Below are 15,913 nucleotides of genomic sequence, written 5' to 3'. Positions count from 1 at the left end.
TCGGCTTCCGCGCGGGCATGTTCAACATCGGCGCCCAGGGCCAGATCATCATGGGCTCGTTCCTCGGTGCCTGGGTCGGTTTCGCCTGGCACCTGCCGATGGGACTGCACCTCGTTGTCGCCGTCCTCGGCTGCGCCCTTGGCGGTGCCATCTGGGGCTTCATCCCCGGCATCCTCAAGGCGAAGACCGGAGCTCACGAGGTGATCGTGACGATCATGCTCAACTACGTCGCCCTCAACCTTGTCGCATATCTGTTGTCGCTCGACGCCTTCCAGCGCGAGGGCCAGGACAACCCCATCTCGCCGTTCGTCGATGAAAGCGCGCAGTACCCGCTGCTCTTGGGGGAGCAGTTCCCCCTGCACTGGGGCTTCGTGCTGGCCCTCGTCTGTGCTGGCGGCGTGTGGTGGCTCATGGAGCGCTCGACTCTCGGCTTCGAGTTCCGTGCCGTGGGCGCCAACCCGAATGCCGCGCGTACCGCGGGAATGAACGTCGCCAAGGCGACCGTGCTGGTGATGGTGGTGGCCGGTGCGCTTGCTGGTCTTGCTGGCTCCGCGCAGGTGCTGGGCACCGAAAAGAACCTGACGTTGTCGACGGCAGGATCCATCGGATTCGACGCGATCACCGTCGCATTGCTGGGCCGGTCACGGCCCGTCGGTACCGTCCTCGCGGCCATCCTCTTTGGTGGCCTCAAGGCCTCCGGCCCCACGCTTCAGGTGCAGGCGGGCCTCCCCGTCGACATCGTCTTCGTCATCCAGGCGACGATCGTCCTCTTCATTGCGGCACCGCCGCTGGTGAGGTCGATCTTCCGCCTGCCGGCCCCCGCCCACGAGAAGGAGGTGGCGGCATGACCACCACGACCGTCGCCCCCGGCGCCCCTAGTGACGCCATGCCAGAGGATGTGCTGCGCACCAAGTCCTGGAAGGGCCCCATCGGCCTCGGAATCGTCGCCGTTATCGCGCTGCTGGTGTTCGGTATCGGCACTCCGTCCGGCACCGAGACCACCTTCTCGGTCGCCACCTCGTCCGACTTCGTTCACCTCCCCACGCTCAGCGTTCCGTCCAAGATCGCCGCTATCCTGCTCGCGGTGGTCGCGCTGGCGCTCGCCGGCTACTCTGCGTTCCTCGCGAACCAGTACCGCAAGCCGGGCCTGTGGCTTCCCATCGTCTACGCGATGGCGGTCATGGGATCCCTGCTCACCTGGGCCGGAGCCGGACGCGACAGCACCAGCATTCACTCACCGGTCTCTTGACGTCCGCCCTGTTCCTTGCCGTGCCGCTCATCTTTGGTGCCCTCGCAGGCACTTTGTGCGAGCGGTCCGGCATCGTCAACATCGCCATCGAGGGCCAACTCCTGGCCGGCGCCTTCCTCGCAGCCTTGCTCGCCTCCATGGTCGGCAACGCCTATGTGGGGCTTATCGCCGCCCCGCTCGCTGGCGCGCTCGTGGGAGCGGTGCTCGCCGTCTTCGCCACCAAGTACTGGGTCAACCAGATCGTGGTCGGCGTGGTGCTGAACATGCTCGTGGTGGGTCTCACCAGCCTTCTTCTACTCCACCGTGATGACGGACAACGGCAACCTCAACCAGGCGATGGGGCTTCCCGACCTGCCGATCCCGCTGCTGTCGACCATTCCCGTGATCGGCCCCGTCCTGTTCGACCAGAACCTCCTGGTGTACGCGATGTACGCGGTCGTCATCGTGTTCCAGATCATGCTGTTCAAGTCGCGCTGGGGTCTGCGTGTGCGCGCCGTCGGCGAGCACCCCAAGGCCGCGGACACCGTCGGTATCAAGGTCAACCGCACTCGCGTGCGCAACACCATCCTCGGTGGTGCCATCGCCGGCCTCGGTGGAGCGTTCTTCACCGTCGCCTCTGGACTGGCCTTCGGCAAGGAGATGACCTCGGGCAAGGGCTACATCGCGCTCGCCGCGATGATCCTGGGCCGCTGGAGCCCCCGTGGTGCCCTCGCCGCAGCGCTGCTGTTCGGCTTCGCCGACGCGCTGAGGGTGCAGTTGGGCATCATCGGCTCCGACATCCCCTCGCAGTTCCTCGCGATGTTCCCGTACCTCGCGACCATCTTTGCCGTCGCAGGCCTGGTGGGCCACTCACGCCCGCCTGCCGCCGAGGGCACGCCGTACAAGAAGTAAGAAGGTTTGCTGTGCCCGAGATTGACTGGGACGCCCTGCGTTCCGCAGCGCGCGAGGCGACCACCCGCGCCTACGTGCCGTACTCGCACTTCCCCGTGGGGGTGGCGGCGCTGACCGATACCGGTGAGATCGTCATCGGCGCCAACGTGGAGAACGCCTCCTATGGACTGACGCTGTGTGCCGAGTGCGCGCTCGTGTCGAAGGCTCCACACGGATGGTGCGGGCTCCCGCCTTGTCGCGTTCACGTGTGTGGGCGGCGACGGCGAGGTGCTCGCCCCGTGTGGCCGATGCCGTCAGTTGCTCTTTGAGCACGGCGGCCGCTCGCTGCTGGTCGAGACCGCAGCGGGCATCATGACGATGGACGAGTTCCTGCCCGGCGCATTCGGGCCGGAGGATCTGGAGAAGGCCAAGTGACCGAGCGACACGACGCCGTGGACGTCATTCGCGTCAAGCGCGATGGCGGCACCCTCAGCGACGACCAGATCGACTGGGTGGTCGACGCCTACACGCGTGGGGTGGTGGCCGACGAGCAGATGAGTTCTCTCGCCATGGCGATCCTGCAGCGCGGCATGTCGCGCACCGAGATCGCACGCTGGACGGCCGCCATGATCGCCACGGGCGAGCGGCTGGACTTCTCGGGTCTCGGCAGGCCCACCGCGGACAAGCACTCGACGGGCGGAGTGGGTGACAAGATCACCCTCCCGCTGGCACCCCTGGTCGCCGTCTACGGCGTCGCCGTGCCTCGGCTCTCGGGCCGCGGACTCGGGCACACCGGAGGAACCCTCGACAAGCTCGAGTCGATCCCCGGCTGGCGCGCAGCGCTCAGCAACGAGGAGATGCACGCGCAGGCTGCGCGACGTGGGCCCGGTGATCTGCGCAGCGGGTTCCGGCCTTGCTCCCGCAGACAAGAAGGCTCTATGCGCTGCGCGACGTCACCGGAACGGTCGAGTCGATCCCCATGATCGCCGCGTCGATCATGTCGAAGAAGATCGCCGAGGGCACGGGCGTGCTCGTGCTGGATGTGAAGGTCGGCTCCGGCGCCTTCATGAAGGACATCGACCAGGCGCGCGAGCCTCGCCGAAACCATGGTCAACCTTGGCTCGGACGCCGGGGTGCGGACCTCGGCGCTGCTGACCGACATGTCGACCCCGCTGGGACGCACCATCGGCAACGGCCTGGAGGTCACTGAGTCGGTGGAGGTTCTCGCAGGCGGCGGCCCCGCCGACGTGGTGGAGCCGACGGTCGAGTTGGCGCGCGAGATGCTCGCCGGCGCTGGCGTGACTGGCGTGGACCCGGCCGATGCGCTTGCCGACGGCCGCGCCATGGACATGTGGCGCCGCATGATCACGGCCCAGGGCGGCGACGTGGACGCCGTCATGCCCGAGGCGCCGCATGTCGAGGAGGTCCGCGCCGACCGCGACGGCATCCTGACCCGCGTGGACGCGCTCGGCTTCGGCATCGCCGGCTGGCGCCTGGGCGCTGGCCGCGCCCGCAAGGAGGACCCGGTCCAGGTGTCGGCGGGCGTCACGCTGCACAAGACACTGGGAGACACCGTGAAGGCGGGCGAGGTCATCGCCACCCTCCACACCGAAACCGAGTCGCGGATGCCGCGCGGCCTCGCGGCACTCGACGAGGCCTGCGGGGGAGCGGGCGCGATCGAGATCGGCGACGCCCCCGTGGAACGCCGGATCGTCCTCGACCGCATCGAGGCGGCGATCTGACAGTGGGATGGACCCTCACCTCGTTGGCCTCCAAAGCCACGAGGGTGCTCGGAGCGACCCCGACGTGGGCTCGTCCCGAGACGGTCTCTCACGCCGCCGCGGTGGCCGACCGCGGAGTGCGTGGCGAGAGCGACACCATCTTTGCTCGCATCCACGAACGTCGCCTTGCCGCTGCCTCACCCGCCGACCGCAAGGCCCTCGAGGCGGCGGTCAGCGAGCCAGGGAGGATCCGGCGGTCATCGAGCGGGCCACCGCGAGCGGCGCGCCGCTGACGGCTGTCGCGGCCCTTGCCGCGGCGTGGCACCGGCTTCCGGACACTGCAAAGGACACGATCCGCCACCCCGCTGGCGCGGGCATCGGCTCGGTGCGGTTCGGCTCGATCCGCGCGGTGCAGGTGGACCAGACCACGTGCGGTGCCGCCGTGATGGCGATGATGCTGATGACCGGCGATCCCTTTGTCGCGGCATGGGTCGCGACCGGGCGCTCGCTCGGCGATCATCTGCCCTCCGAATGCGCGGCCGCGCTCGAACTGGGTGCCCGCACCATCGAGGAGAGGTGGCAGTCGCTCCAGCGCGTCCTCCACCGCGAAGCGACCTCCGCGGCGCTCGGCCCGCTGCCGTGGCCCCGGGCCTACGGCACCCCGCCATGGCGCGTCGACAACGCCACCAGGTTCGCGGGCCTGCGGTTCCGCGGCGCGATGGTGGACGATACGGACGGCGAGCGCGTGGCGGCCGCCGTTGCTCACGCATCCGCCGCCCTGAGGGACGGTATCCCCGTGCCGATGTACACCGGAGGCGACTCCAGCGGTGGCCTCGATCACGTGGTGCCGCGGCACGTGGTGCTGCTCACCGCGCGCACGGAGGCCGGTTTTGAGGTCTACGAGCCATCGTCCGGACGGGTGCTGCCCCTCGCGGTCGACCGCCTGCTGGGCGGCGGGCCCAAAGAGCCGGCGCTCGGCCACTGGACTCGTGTGTCGTGGATGGTGCTGCCTCGACCGCGCAAGCGCTGAAGGTCTTTCCTCGCGGTCGATTCCCGGCGGCCCGGTGTCGCGGCTAGCCTGGTGCCATGACCCTCACCCACGACGAGATCGTCGCCCTGCCCAAGGTCCTGTTGCACGACCACCTCGACGGTGGACTCCGCCCGTCGACCCTCATCGAGCCTCGCCGCCGAGATCGGCCACGAGCCTTCCTCGACCGACCCGGCCGAGCCTCGCCCAGATCTTCGCCACCAACGCCAACTCCGGTGACCTGGTGCGCTACCTGGAGGCCTTCGCCCACACCTGTGCCGTGATGCAGACCGCTACCAACCTGCGACGCGTCGCCCGTGAGGCCGTGGTCGACCTCGCGGCTGACGGCGTGATCTACGCCGAGCCTGCGCTACGCCCCCGAGCAGCACGTTGAGGGCGGTCTTGACCTGCAGGAGGTCGTCGAGGCCGTCCAGGCGGGCATCGACGAGGGCGTCGCGGAGGCGGCCGAGGCGGGCAACACCATCCGCGTGGGCGCCATCCTCGATGCGATGCGCCACCTCGACCGCTCGCCCGAGATCGCCGCGCTGGCCATCGTCAACCGCGACAAGTGCTGCGTGGGCTTCGACATCGCCGGACCCGAGTTCGGCTTCCCCGCGGACAACCACGCACCCGCGTTCACCGCGCTGCGCGCCGCGCACATGCCGGTCACCATCCACGCCGGCGAGGCCGACGGCGCCGACTCGGTGGGTGAGGCGCTCTTCCAGGGTGCCCGCCGCATCGGCCACGGCGTGCGTATCCACGAGGACATTGAGGACTTCAATGGCGAGGAGCCGTCGCTTGGTCTCGTGGCGCGTCACGCGCTCGACCAGCAGATCCCGCTCGAGTGCTGCCCCACGTCCAACGTGCAGACCGCCGCGGCGCCCTCGATCGAGAACCACCCCATGCACACGCTGCGTGACCTGGGCTTCGCGGTCACCATCAATACCGACAACCGCCTGGTGTCGGGCGTGTCCATGTCGGGCGAGTTCGGCGTGCTGGTCGAGGCTGGCTGGACCAAGGAGGACCTGCTCGAGGCGACGCTGACCGCCGCCTGGGGTGCCTTCCTGCCCTACGAGGAGCGCGGCGATCTCGCCGAGACCATCCTCGAGGCCTACGGCTTCGGCGAGGCGTAACCCGTCGCAGCGCCTGGCGCGCCCCAGCGCCCACCGGAGAGCGACATGCTCGCTGGTGGACGCTGAGGGCGCGCTCCGGCTTCTGGCTGTCTGCCAGTGGGCGCTCAGGGCGCTGACGGTACTGAGCGCTGAGCGCCGGGCGCCTAGTGGGAGAGTTTCAGTCCCACGACGCAGCCCACGATGCCCAGGATCAGCAGGATCTTCGTGAGCGAGGCGGCCTCAGCCCCCGTCGCCATCGCGTACCCCACCGTTAGCGTCGCGCCGATGCCGACCCAGATCGCGTACGACGTGCCCACCGGGAGCGAGCGCATCGCGTACGCGAGCCCGCCCATGGAGGCGACCAGCGCGATGCCAAAGGTGATGGTGGGGGCAAGGCGGGTGAAGCCTTCAGATTTGCCCAGTGCCGTCGCCCAGACGGCCTCCAGGATTCCCGAGATCACGAGAACGACCCAAGCCATGATGTCTCTCCAGTGAGACGTCTTGTCGCAATGCCGGGTACGTCACTTCGTCCGGGAGCCTGGCTGGGCTCTGCCTCTAGGCTCTCAAACCTCGTGCGCGCTGGCAACCTCGGCCCGTACTCTGGTGACATGACTCTCACTCGCGCCGAGCCTCGCCCAGTACGTGGACCACACCCTCCTCAAGCCGGAGTCGACCCCCGCCGATGTCGACGCGCTCGCTGCGGAGGCCGCGGACCTTGGCGTGTTCTCGATCTGTGTGTCGCCGTCGATGCTGCCTGTCGATGTCCCCGAGGGCGTTGCCGTCGCGACCGTGTGCGGCTTCCCCTCGGGCAAGCACCACTCGTCGGTCAAGGCCGCCGAGGCCGCGCTCTCGATCGCCCAGGGTGCCGATGAGGTCGACATGGTGATCGACATCGCTGCCGCCATCGAGGGGCGCTTCAAGGAGGTGGAGGCGGACATCGCCGCCGTGCGGGCTTCGGTGCCCGACGGCAAGATCCTCAAGGTCATCATCGAGTCCGCGGCGCTGAGCGACGAGGCGATCGTGGGTGCCTGCGAGGCCGCGGTGCGGGCCAAGGCCGACTTCGTGAAGACCTCGACCGGCTTCCACCCCGCAGGCGGCGCCTCCGTCGAGGCAGTCGCGCTCATGCGCAAGACCGTGGGCGACGCGCTGGGGGTCAAGGCCTCGGGCGGCATTCGCACGGCCGATGCGGCACTGGCGATGATCGAGGCAGGCGCCACCCGCCTGGGGCTGTCCGGCACTCGCGCGGTGCTTGACGGGCTCGATGGTGTGGTCGTCGAGGACGCTGGCGACGGCGGTTACTGAGCCGTAGAGCAGCCCTGAGCGTCCACTGGGACGCACGCACGTGCACGAGAGCCCCCTGAGCGCCCACTGGGACGCGCAGGGGGCTCTCGCGTGAGTGCTAGACGCCCAACAGCGAGCGGACGTCCGCCTCGAGGGCGTCCATGGCGTCCTCGGCCCGCTCGCGCGAGTCCTGGACGGAGGCGGAGGCAGGCTCGACCACCTCGAGGTACGCCTTGATCTTGGGCTCCGTGCCCGAGGGGCGGATGATGACGCGGGCGCCCGACTCTGTGGCCAGGTGCAGCCCGTTGGTGGGCGGCAGGCCGCGGAAGCCGGCGTTCATGTCATCGGTCGACGCGACCGTGGACCCCGCAAGGGCGTCCGGAGGCGAGGCCAGCAGCCGCTCCATCAGAGCAGGGATCTCGGCGATGTCGGTGAAGCGGGCCGAGACCTGACGCGTGAGGTGGATGCCGTAGGCGCGTGCGAGGTCGTCGATCGCGTCGGCAAGCGTGCGGCCCGCCGCCTTCAACTCGGACACGTACTCGGCGACAAGGACCGCGGCAGAGACGCCGTCCTTGTCGCGCACCAGATCGGGGGCGACGCAGTAGCCGAGCGCCTCCTCGTAGCCGAACACCAGGCCGGGCTCGCGCCCGATCCACTTGAAACCGGTCAGCGTGTACGCGTGAGTCAGCCCGTGCGCCTCGGCGATCCTGCCCAGCATCTGCGACGACACGATGGAGTTGGCGAGGACCGCGCCCTCGGGGTGGCCGCCGCGCGACGCGACACGCTCACCCAGGAGTGCGCCGACCACGTCGCCGTGGAGCATCTGCCAGCGGCCGTCAATGACGGTGGCGACGGCGCAACGGTCCGCGTCGGGGTCGTTCGCGATCACCACATCGGCCCCCACCTCCTCGGCGAGGGCGAGCGACAGGTCAATCGCGCCAGGCTCCTCGGGATTGGGGAAGTCCACCGTGGGGAACTCGGGGTCGGGCGCGGCCTGCTGAGCCACGGTGTGGGTGTCCGTGAAGCCCGCGGTGGCGAGCGTGGCCTCGACCGTGCTGCCCCCCACCCCGTGCAGGGGAGTGAGGACGATGCGCACGTCGCCGCGCGAGCCGTCGGCCGGCGGCATGCCCACCAGGCCGGCGACCTGCGACACGTACTGCGCGAGGACCGTCATGTCGAGGTCCTCCCAGCCGTCGTCGGCGCGCGGCACAGAGGCGACATTGGCGACCTCGGCGATGCGCTGCGCAATGCCTGCATCGTGCGGCGGCACAATCTGTGCGCCCTGACCCTCGTCCGTGACGACACGTCCGCCCAGGTAGACCTTGTAGCCGTTGTCCTGCGGAGGGTTGTGCGAGGCGGTGACCATGACGCCGGCATCGGCCTCGAGCGCGCGCGTCGCGTAGGCGAGCACGGGCGTAGGCAGTGCGGACGGCAGCACCATCGCGTGGTGGCCGGCGGCCGTCATGACCGCCGCCGTGTCGAGCGCGAACGCGTGCGAGCCGTGGCGGGCGTCGTAGCCGATGGCCACGCGCGCCGGCCCCTCGAACCCACCAGCCCCGAGCGAGTCGCTGAGGTAGCGCGCGAGGCCCGCCGCTGCCCGGATCACGACCGCGCGGTTCATGCGGTTCGGCCCGGCTCCCAGGCGGCCGCGCAGTCCCGCGGTGCCGAACTGGAGCATGCCGCGGAAGGCGTCTACGAGTTCGTCGACGGCGTCCTCGTAGCCCGCCTCGGCCGCGGCGATCAGGGCCTCGAGCTCCTCGCGGGTGCGCTGGTCCGGGTCATCCTCCGCCCACGCGCGAGCGGCGACGAGCACGCCCTCGATGCCGGTCATCGCATGGCCTCGACGATGTCGGCGAGCAGGCGCGAAATGCGCGGCGCTGCGGCGACGCCTGCATCGAGTACCTCCTGATGGTTCAGCGTCTCGCCGCCGATGCCCGCGCCAAGGTTGGTGACAAGCGACAGTCCGAGCACCTCGAGTCCCGCCTCACGGGCCGCGATGACCTCCAGGGTGGTGGACATGCCGACGAGGTTGGCGCCCAGCACGGTGGCCATCTTCACCTCGGCGGGGGTCTCGTACTGAGGGCCCTGGAACTGCGCGTAGATGCCGCCGGGCAGCGACGGGTCGATGGACCGCGCGATCTCCTGCAGTCGCGGCGAGTACGCCTGCGTCATATCGACGAAGGTGGCGCCCTCGAGGGGCGTCGCGCCGGTGAGGTTGAGGTGATCCTCGAGGAGCACCACCGATCCCGGGCCCACCTCGGGCCGGGTCGACCCGCACCCGTTGGTGACGACGAGTGTGTGGCATCCGGCGGCTGCGGCGGTGCGCACGGCGTGCGCCACCTTGCCCGCGTCGCGGGTCTGGTAGAAGTGCTGGCGCGCACCCAACACGAGGACGTTGCGGCCGTCAGCCGTGCGCAGCGATCGGAGCGTGGCGTGGTGGCCCGCGACCACGTGGCCGCCGAAGCCGGGGATCTGCTCGGCGGGCACCGAGGCGATCTCCTCGCCGATGAGGTCGGCCGCGCCACCCCATCCGGAGCCCAGGATCAGGGCGATGTCGTGGTGGTCGACGCCGGTGGCGGCGGCAAGGGCTTGGGCTGCCTCGGAGGCAAAAGTCGCTGCTTCACTCATGGAACGAGCCTAATGCGGTCACCCGGCCGATGCATCGGCCACGCGGGACCGGCGTTGCCGCGCCGCGGTGGCGGCTCTGTCGCCGCTGCGCCACCCGAGTCTCAGCATGCGGGACAATGGTCCTATGTCCCCACGCATTGTCATCGTCGGTGGCGGCCCGGGCGGGTACGAGGCCGCCCTTGTCGCAGTCAAGCAAGGTGCCGAGGTCACCCTCATCGAACGGCAGGGACTCGGCGGCAACGCCGTCCTGACCGACGTGGTGCCGTCGAAGACCGTCATCGCCACGGCCGAGTGGCGCACCATCGCGGACCGCGCGCCGCAGCCTGGGCATCCGCGACCGCGACGGCTCCGACACCTCGGAGCGCTCCGAGCACAGCGTCGACCTCCAGGCCGTCAACGACCGTGTCCGCAAGCCTGGTCCTCAAGCAGTCCTACGACATCGCGACGCGCATGGCGAAGAATGACATTCGCGTGGTCGAGGGTGAGGGGCGGCTGCTCAGCCCCACCCGCGTCGCCACGCACGACGACGAGTTCGAGGCGGACGCCATTCTCCTTGCCCTCGGAGCACGCCCGCGCATCCTGCCCGATGCGCAGCCCGACGGCGAGCGCATCCTCACCTGGACCCAGGCCTGTACGACCTCAAGGAACTCCCCGAGCACCTCATCGTGGTCGGCTCCGGCGTGACGGGGGCGGAGTTCGCGGGTGCGTACAACCTGCTGGGCTCGCACGTCACCCTCATCGCTTCGGGCGAGCGCGTGCTCCCGACGCAGGACCCCGAGGCATCGGACCTCATCACCGACATCTTCCACGAGCGTGGCATGGACGTCGTCGGCGGCCGGGCTCAGGCCGTCGCCAACACCGGTTACGGCGTGAGCGTCACGCTCGCCGACGGCCGCGTCATCGAGGGCAGCCACTGCCTCATGGCCGTCGGTTCGGTCCCCAACACCGCAGGCGTGGGCCTCGAGGAGGCGGGCGTCGCCCTCGACGAGCGCGGCTACATCATGGTCGACAAGGTCTCTCGCACCTCGGCGCGCGGCGTCTACGCGGCCGGCGACTGCACCGGCGTGTTCCCCCTCGCCTCGGTTGCCGCGACGCAGGGGCGCATCGCCATGGCCCACGCGCTCGGCGATGCCGTCACCCCCATCGACCTGCGCCGGGTGGCCTCCAACGTGTTCACGGCCCCCGAGATCGCGTCCGTGGGAGCGAGCGAGGCAGAACTCAAGGAACGTGGCATCTTCTACGAGGTCTCGAAGCTGGACCTCGCCCGCAATCCGCGCGCCAAGATGCTCGGCATCGATCAGGGCTTCGTGAAGATCTTTGGCCACACCGTGACCGGGCAGGTGCTCGGCGCCGTCATCGTCGGCTCGCGCGCAGGCGAGCACATCTTCCCGCTGACACTGGCGCTCGCGAACCACCTCACCGTGGATCAGATCGCATCTGCCTTCACCGTCTACCCGTCGCTGTCCGGCACGGTGTCCGAGGTGGCGCGGCGCCTGCACCACATGGGAGACGCCGCCAAGGTGTGAGGCTAGCCCTCGCTGTCGCTCGTGCTGGGCGACGGCGAGGCGGTGGCCGATGCGCTCGGGCTTGGCGTGGCAGACGGCTCGGCCCCGTCACCGTCCGCGGGATCGTTGAGCAGGCTCCAGTGGAGTGACCCTGGCGATCAGCGGGGCGTGGTCGGACCCCACGGTCGCCACGACCGCGACCTCGTCGAGCGTCACGGCACGGCCGATGATGACGCCGACGCCGGCGATCTCCTCGCCGTCGACCGTGGCGGAGCCGTGAGCGAGCGCATCCCACCCGGCGTCCGCCAGCGTGTCGAGGGCGGAGGAGTCGGGGGCCTCGGTTCCCAGCGCGTCGCCGAGATCGGCACCCACCACGGCCACCTCTGTGCCAGCCAGCGCCGAGGCGAGGGTGGCCGCCTGCTCTGCCGCGGCATCGGCCTGGTCTCCGGACAGTTGTGCGGACGCGTAGGTCGCTCCCATGAAGTCGATGGCGAGCGCTGAGCGCGCGGGGCCGTCGGGAGCCTCGGGCAACTCGATGGTGCGTTCGCCGCTGTGGGCGCGCGACGTCAGAATCGCGTTGCCCACCTGGGCGCTTGCCGCCGGGGCGTAGGCGATCTCCATGCGGGTCTCGCCCGCGAGGTACTCGACCATGTCGGTGCCGCCACCCAGCAGGCCGCCGCGATCGACTTCTTGAAGCATGGCGACGTCGACCGTCTCGAGGCTCGGTCGCGATGTCGTCGAGCCGAATGGCCGGACCACCCTGGTCGGTGGGGGCGATGCCCTGGTGGACGTTCCATGTCATCGCGATGGGCTCCGTGAGGAAGTCCATGGTGAACGCGCGCGGCTGCTCGTAGGTGTTCCACGTCCAGCCCGCGAGACCCGCACCGAGCAGCGTGAACACGCCCACGCGGAGCCAGACGCCGCCGAGCGCCGTGCCGCGCGCGAGGTCCCAGCCGCGCACCCCACCGCCGATGATGACGGCGATGACGGTGACGGCCATCACGGCCTCCGCGGCCAGAGGCACCTCGGCAAATCGGTCGATCGTCGTGAGCGCCAGCGGTGCCAGCACCGCCGCGATGAAGACGAGCGTGGCGCCGAAGCGCGCGGCGGGAGCCACATCCGCGGGGCGGATGGCGAGCGCCGCTCCGAGTGCCGCGGCGGCCGCCGCGACGGGAATCGCGATGGCCGCAGTGGTGCCCGTGGTGAGGAACGCCACCGCAGCGGCGACCGCGCCGAGGCCAAGGATGGTCACGCGCAGCGGCACCGTCAGCGCGGTCGACTGCGACGCGAGATGAGCGCCCAGCACCGCGCCGAGCATGCCGAGGATCAGGCCGCCCGACATCCGCACATCAGCCTGCACGTTGATCCACGCCAGGTTCGCGAACCCGAACAGCAGCCCCGCCCAGTACAGGCCGTACGCCCACCAGCCACGCGAGGACGGTGCCGGCTCCAGGTCGCGGCACCTGATGCCGTTCACGATGGCGAGCACAGCGACCACGGCGAGGGCGTTCCAGCCCCACTCATCCTGACGCCAGGGTGCATCGAAGGTGCGCAGCAGGGCCTGCTCCGCGAGCGCGGCGCCGGCACCCAGCGAGGTGCCTGCAAGGAGCGCGGATCCACCACCGTTGCCGAGTGCCACCCGCGCCGTCATGACGACGGCCGCGAGGGCGAGCGCCAGCAGGTACAGCCCCGCGCCGATGAGCCAGGTCCCGGACAACACCGGAAGAGCGAGGCGGAAGACCGCCACGACAGAGATAAGGAAGGCGACGGTGCCACCGTGCCCGAGATGCTTCGCCGTCTCCGAGGCGATCCATGCGATGAGCGCCGCACCGGCGGCGGTGGCGACGGCGGCAAGGGCGGCGGGCGCGGGTCCCGATTCGGACAGGTCGAGGAGCAGGGGACCGGCGGTGCGCAGGGAGTCGATAAGGAGCCATGCGGCCACCGCGACGAGTCCGAGGGCGCGACGCTGAGCGGAATCCATGGCGTTCACGCTACCGCGCAGGTCACAGATGGTGCGAAAGGGACGGCGAAGGCGCCTACGAGAACAGGGCGTCGCCGATGAAGCGGCCGGTGCTCTCGGTGACGGTGGCGCCAGCGGGAATCGCCGCGGGCACCGCGAAGAGGGCGGAGCCCGTCGAGCGCAGATACTCGACGGTCATGAGGTCCGACTTCGACATTTTCGACTGCAGGGGCACGAACTGCGTCCCGGGGTCGCGGACGAACGCCAGAAAGAACAGGCCGGCGTTCAGGCGTCCGAGCGAGTCAGCGCCGTCGGTGAAGTTGTAGCCGCGCCTCAGCATCCGCACCCCCGACTGGGCGGGGTGCGCCATCTGGACGTGCGAGTCCACGGGAATCAGCGGAGCGCCGTCGCGGCCCGCGACCTCGAAGTCGGGCTCGGTGAACTCGTCGCCACCGCTGAGCGGTGCGCCCGTACCCTTGGTGCGCCCGACGAGCCTGCTCCTGCTCGCGCAGCGAGGTGCGATCCCAGGTGTCCGTGAGGATACGGATGCGGCGCGCGACCAGATAGGTGCCGGACGCCATCCAGGCGGCGCCGTCATCGGCCGATGCCCACACGTGTTCGTCCACGAGGGACGCGTCCTCCGCCTTGAGGTTGGCGGTGCCGTCCTTGAAGCCCATGAGGTTGCGGGGCGTGGTCTGGGCACGGGTGGTCGACGAGGTGCGTCCAAAGCCCAGTTGGTCCCACCGCAGCGCGGCCGTCCCGAACGCGATCCGCGCAAGGTTGCGGATCGCGTGTGTGGCGACCTGAGGATCGTCCGCGCAGGCCTGCACGCACAGGTCTCCGCCGACGCGCCCCGGCTCGAGGTCGTCGCCGGAGAAGTGCGGCATCTCGATCAGCGCTGTGGGGAGGCGGTCGGCAAGGCCGAACCTGTCCACGCCATCGGCCTCGAAGAGCGAGCGGCCAAAGCCGAACGTGAGTGTGAGCCCGCTGGCGCTGAGGCCGTGCGCCTCGCCCGTGTCGTCGGGCGGGGCGTCGTAGCTGCCGCCGTCCGTGCCCATGCCGATGTCCTGGCCGGCGGTGAGGCTGACGGCCGCGGCGCTCCACTGCCGCAGCAGGGTGATGAGTGCGTCACGAGAGTCGGTGGTGACATCAAATGCGGCGAAGTGCAGGTGGTCCTGCTGGGGTGTGACGATGCCCGACTGGTGGGTGCCCTGAAAGGGGTAGGTCGCCGCAGACTGCACCTCTGGCGCGGTTGAGCGGCCCGCGGCAAAGCCTCCTGCCGCGCCGATGCCGAGTGCCGCGATTCCCGCGCCGGCGCCACCGAGCAGTGCGCGCCTGCTGACGCCCCGCGTGGGAGCGTCAGCAGGCGCGGTGTCGTCGTGAGTCAAAGGGTCACAGCACCGCGGCGGAGGTGAGGTTGGACAGGGGCTCAGCAAGAGCATCGACCGACGTGGCGAGGCTCACGCACCTCGCCCTCTGACAGGTCCGTGTAGAGGTCGAAGCCGTCCTCGATGGTGCCGTGCTCCGCGAGCAGGGCGTTCAGCGAGTCGAACCGCTCTTCGAGGTTGGACACCAGGGTCGGGTCCGACTCCTCGACCAGCGGACGCAGCACCTCGAAGGCCACCCAGGCGCCGTCCACGTTGGCCTGGAAGTCCCACAGGTCGGTGTGCGACCAGAACTCCTCCTCGCCCGTGACCTTGCCCGCGGCGACCTCGTCCAACAGCTCCTTGGCGCCGTTGCCGATCTGGAAGGGCTCGAAGGTGAAGTCCTCGGCCGTCACGCGGTCCGAGAGCCTCCGCGGTGTCGGCGGCGAGCCTTGTCGGCGAGCGCCTGACGCTCCGCGTCCGTGAGCTCGTACCCCTCGGCCGGGGGCCACAGGTCCTTCTCCATGTGGTGCCACCCGGTCCACTCGTCGCCTTCCTCGAGGTCCGCCTCGCGCAGGTCCATCGAGGGATCGAGATCGCCGAAGGACTCGGCGACGGGCTCGATGCGCTCCCAGTGGACGCGAGCGTCGGCGTACAGGTCGCGCGCCGTATCGTCGTCGCCCGACGTGTAGGCGTCGAGGAATGCCTCCGTCTTGGCGACCAGCGTCGACACCTGGTCGCGCACGTACAGGACGTACTGCTCGGAGGCGCTGGCCAGCAGCTCGGCGCGGTCCTCTGACACGGCCACCTCGGTGTCGGACGCGGTGACGGTGAAGTCGGCGGTGATGCCCTCGCCGACCATGCCGGGCTTGCACGCGGTCTGGTAGGTGCCCTCGGGGACCTGGACCACCAGGTCACGGGTGAGGCCCGGCCCGATGTTCTCGACCTCGGAGATGACCCGCAGTCCGTCCTCGGCCAGCAGATAGAACTCGGTGACGTCGTCGCCCTCGTTCGACACCGAGAAGACGATCGAGCCCGCGGGAGCGTCCGTGGAGGCGACGTCGCAGGCATCGGCCGTGGAGACCACGTCGATGGCACCGTCGGAGGGCTCCTCGTTCGGCACACAGGCGGTCAGGGTGACGGCGGCCAGAATGCCGGCCGTGGGCAGGGTGAGATGACGGTGTGACACCGTGACT

The 15,913-nt window shown here is 70.0% G+C and carries 13 protein-coding genes, 5 pseudogenes and 1 riboswitch; of the genes and pseudogenes, 11 read left to right on the top strand and 7 right to left on the bottom strand.

All coding sequences use genetic code 11. The features are described from left to right. Positions 1–17 precede the first annotated feature (17 nt). From QQK48_RS04555 to QQK48_RS04525, 9 genes and pseudogenes are all read left to right on the top strand, one after another. The gene (locus QQK48_RS04555) at positions 18–848 is read left to right on the top strand and encodes an ABC transporter permease (protein WP_348523446.1); all 831 of its coding nucleotides are present in this window, start codon (positions 18–20) and stop codon (positions 846–848) included. Beyond that, positions 845–1,249: a hypothetical protein gene (locus QQK48_RS19065; protein ID WP_348523445.1), complete on the top strand. Its 405-nt coding sequence runs from the start codon at positions 845–847 to the stop codon at positions 1,247–1,249. The genes QQK48_RS04555 and QQK48_RS19065 overlap by 4 nt, the downstream gene beginning before the upstream one ends. Next, positions 1,150–1,524, top strand: a pseudogene (locus QQK48_RS19060) (ABC transporter permease subunit); the annotation flags it as partial. The gene QQK48_RS19065 and the pseudogene QQK48_RS19060, both read left to right, overlap by 100 nt. A 31-nt stretch (positions 1,525–1,555) precedes the next feature. Next, positions 1,556–2,140, top strand: a complete 585-nt coding sequence (locus QQK48_RS19055) for an ABC transporter permease (RefSeq protein WP_348523444.1) — start codon at positions 1,556–1,558, stop codon at positions 2,138–2,140. An 11-nt stretch (positions 2,141–2,151) separates the two neighbouring features. Continuing rightward, positions 2,152–2,554: pseudogene (locus QQK48_RS04545) on the top strand (cytidine deaminase). Continuing rightward, positions 2,551–3,861 (top strand): annotated as a pseudogene (locus QQK48_RS04540) (thymidine phosphorylase). Before QQK48_RS04545 ends, QQK48_RS04540 begins: the two co-directional pseudogenes overlap by 4 nt. A 7-nt stretch (positions 3,862–3,868) precedes the next feature. After that, entirely contained in the window at positions 3,869–4,870 is a 1,002-nt protein-coding gene (locus tag QQK48_RS04535) for a hypothetical protein (RefSeq protein WP_284327636.1), read from the top strand. A gap of 34 nt (positions 4,871–4,904) precedes the next feature. Then, positions 4,905–5,261 carry a hypothetical protein gene (locus QQK48_RS04530; protein WP_284327635.1) on the top strand — a complete coding sequence of 119 codons (357 nt, stop codon included), beginning with the start codon at positions 4,905–4,907 and terminating at the stop codon, positions 5,259–5,261. Then, complete coding sequence (locus tag QQK48_RS04525; RefSeq protein ID WP_348523750.1) at positions 5,233–6,000, top strand: adenosine deaminase family protein; 768 nt, start codon at positions 5,233–5,235, stop codon at positions 5,998–6,000. Before QQK48_RS04530 ends, QQK48_RS04525 begins: the two co-directional genes overlap by 29 nt. Before the next feature lie 143 nt (positions 6,001–6,143). Here QQK48_RS04525 and QQK48_RS04520 read toward each other — a convergent pair whose 3' ends face one another. Beyond that, positions 6,144–6,458, bottom strand: coding sequence for a DMT family transporter (locus tag QQK48_RS04520; RefSeq protein WP_284327634.1), 315 nt, complete (start codon positions 6,456–6,458; stop codon positions 6,144–6,146). Positions 6,459–6,469: 11 nt separating this feature from the next. Next, positions 6,470–6,532, bottom strand: a riboswitch (guanidine-III (ykkC-III) riboswitch). A gap of 89 nt (positions 6,533–6,621) precedes the next feature. Between QQK48_RS04520 and deoC the strand changes: the two genes are divergently transcribed. Next, positions 6,622–7,281 carry a deoxyribose-phosphate aldolase gene (gene deoC, locus QQK48_RS04515; protein WP_284327633.1) on the top strand — a complete coding sequence of 220 codons (660 nt, stop codon included), beginning with the start codon at positions 6,622–6,624 and terminating at the stop codon, positions 7,279–7,281. A 97-nt stretch (positions 7,282–7,378) separates the two neighbouring features. Here deoC and QQK48_RS04510 read toward each other — a convergent pair whose 3' ends face one another. Together QQK48_RS04510 and QQK48_RS04505 are read right to left on the bottom strand one after the other, a co-directional pair. Next, a complete protein-coding gene (locus QQK48_RS04510) occupies positions 7,379–9,091 on the bottom strand; it encodes a phospho-sugar mutase (protein WP_284327632.1) in 1,713 nt (570 codons plus the stop codon). Beyond that, positions 9,088–9,888 (bottom strand): purine-nucleoside phosphorylase, encoded by an 801-nt coding sequence (locus QQK48_RS04505; RefSeq protein ID WP_284327631.1) that lies wholly within the window; start codon positions 9,886–9,888, stop codon positions 9,088–9,090. The genes QQK48_RS04510 and QQK48_RS04505 overlap by 4 nt, the downstream gene beginning before the upstream one ends. A gap of 106 nt (positions 9,889–9,994) precedes the next feature. Here QQK48_RS04505 and QQK48_RS04500 point away from each other — a divergent pair. Next, positions 9,995–11,414: pseudogene (locus QQK48_RS04500) on the top strand (NAD(P)H-quinone dehydrogenase). Here QQK48_RS04500 and QQK48_RS04495 read toward each other — a convergent pair. The 4 genes and pseudogenes from QQK48_RS04495 to efeO all read right to left on the bottom strand — a co-directional run bounded on the left by QQK48_RS04495 (position 11,332) and on the right by efeO (position 15,906). Then, positions 11,332–13,374: a hypothetical protein gene (locus QQK48_RS04495; RefSeq protein WP_284327630.1), complete on the bottom strand. Its 2,043-nt coding sequence runs from the start codon at positions 13,372–13,374 to the stop codon at positions 11,332–11,334. The pseudogene QQK48_RS04500 and the gene QQK48_RS04495 sit on opposite strands and share 83 nt — an antisense overlap. Before the next feature lie 55 nt (positions 13,375–13,429). Further along, positions 13,430–14,795: pseudogene (gene efeB / locus QQK48_RS04490) on the bottom strand (iron uptake transporter deferrochelatase/peroxidase subunit). After that, entirely contained in the window at positions 14,783–15,133 is a 351-nt protein-coding gene (locus QQK48_RS19050) for an EfeM/EfeO family lipoprotein (protein WP_348523443.1), read from the bottom strand. Before QQK48_RS19050 ends, efeB begins: the two are co-directional and overlap by 13 nt. Then, positions 15,130–15,906: an iron uptake system protein EfeO gene (gene efeO, locus QQK48_RS04485; RefSeq protein WP_348523442.1), complete on the bottom strand. Its 777-nt coding sequence runs from the start codon at positions 15,904–15,906 to the stop codon at positions 15,130–15,132. The genes QQK48_RS19050 and efeO overlap by 4 nt, the downstream gene beginning before the upstream one ends. Between the last annotated feature and the right edge of the window lie 7 nt (positions 15,907–15,913).

The organism is Demequina litorisediminis (genome assembly GCF_030161615.1).
Taxonomy (GTDB): domain Bacteria; phylum Actinomycetota; class Actinomycetes; order Actinomycetales; family Demequinaceae; genus Demequina; species Demequina litorisediminis.
This window is presented reverse-complemented; position numbering and strand designations above follow the sequence as displayed.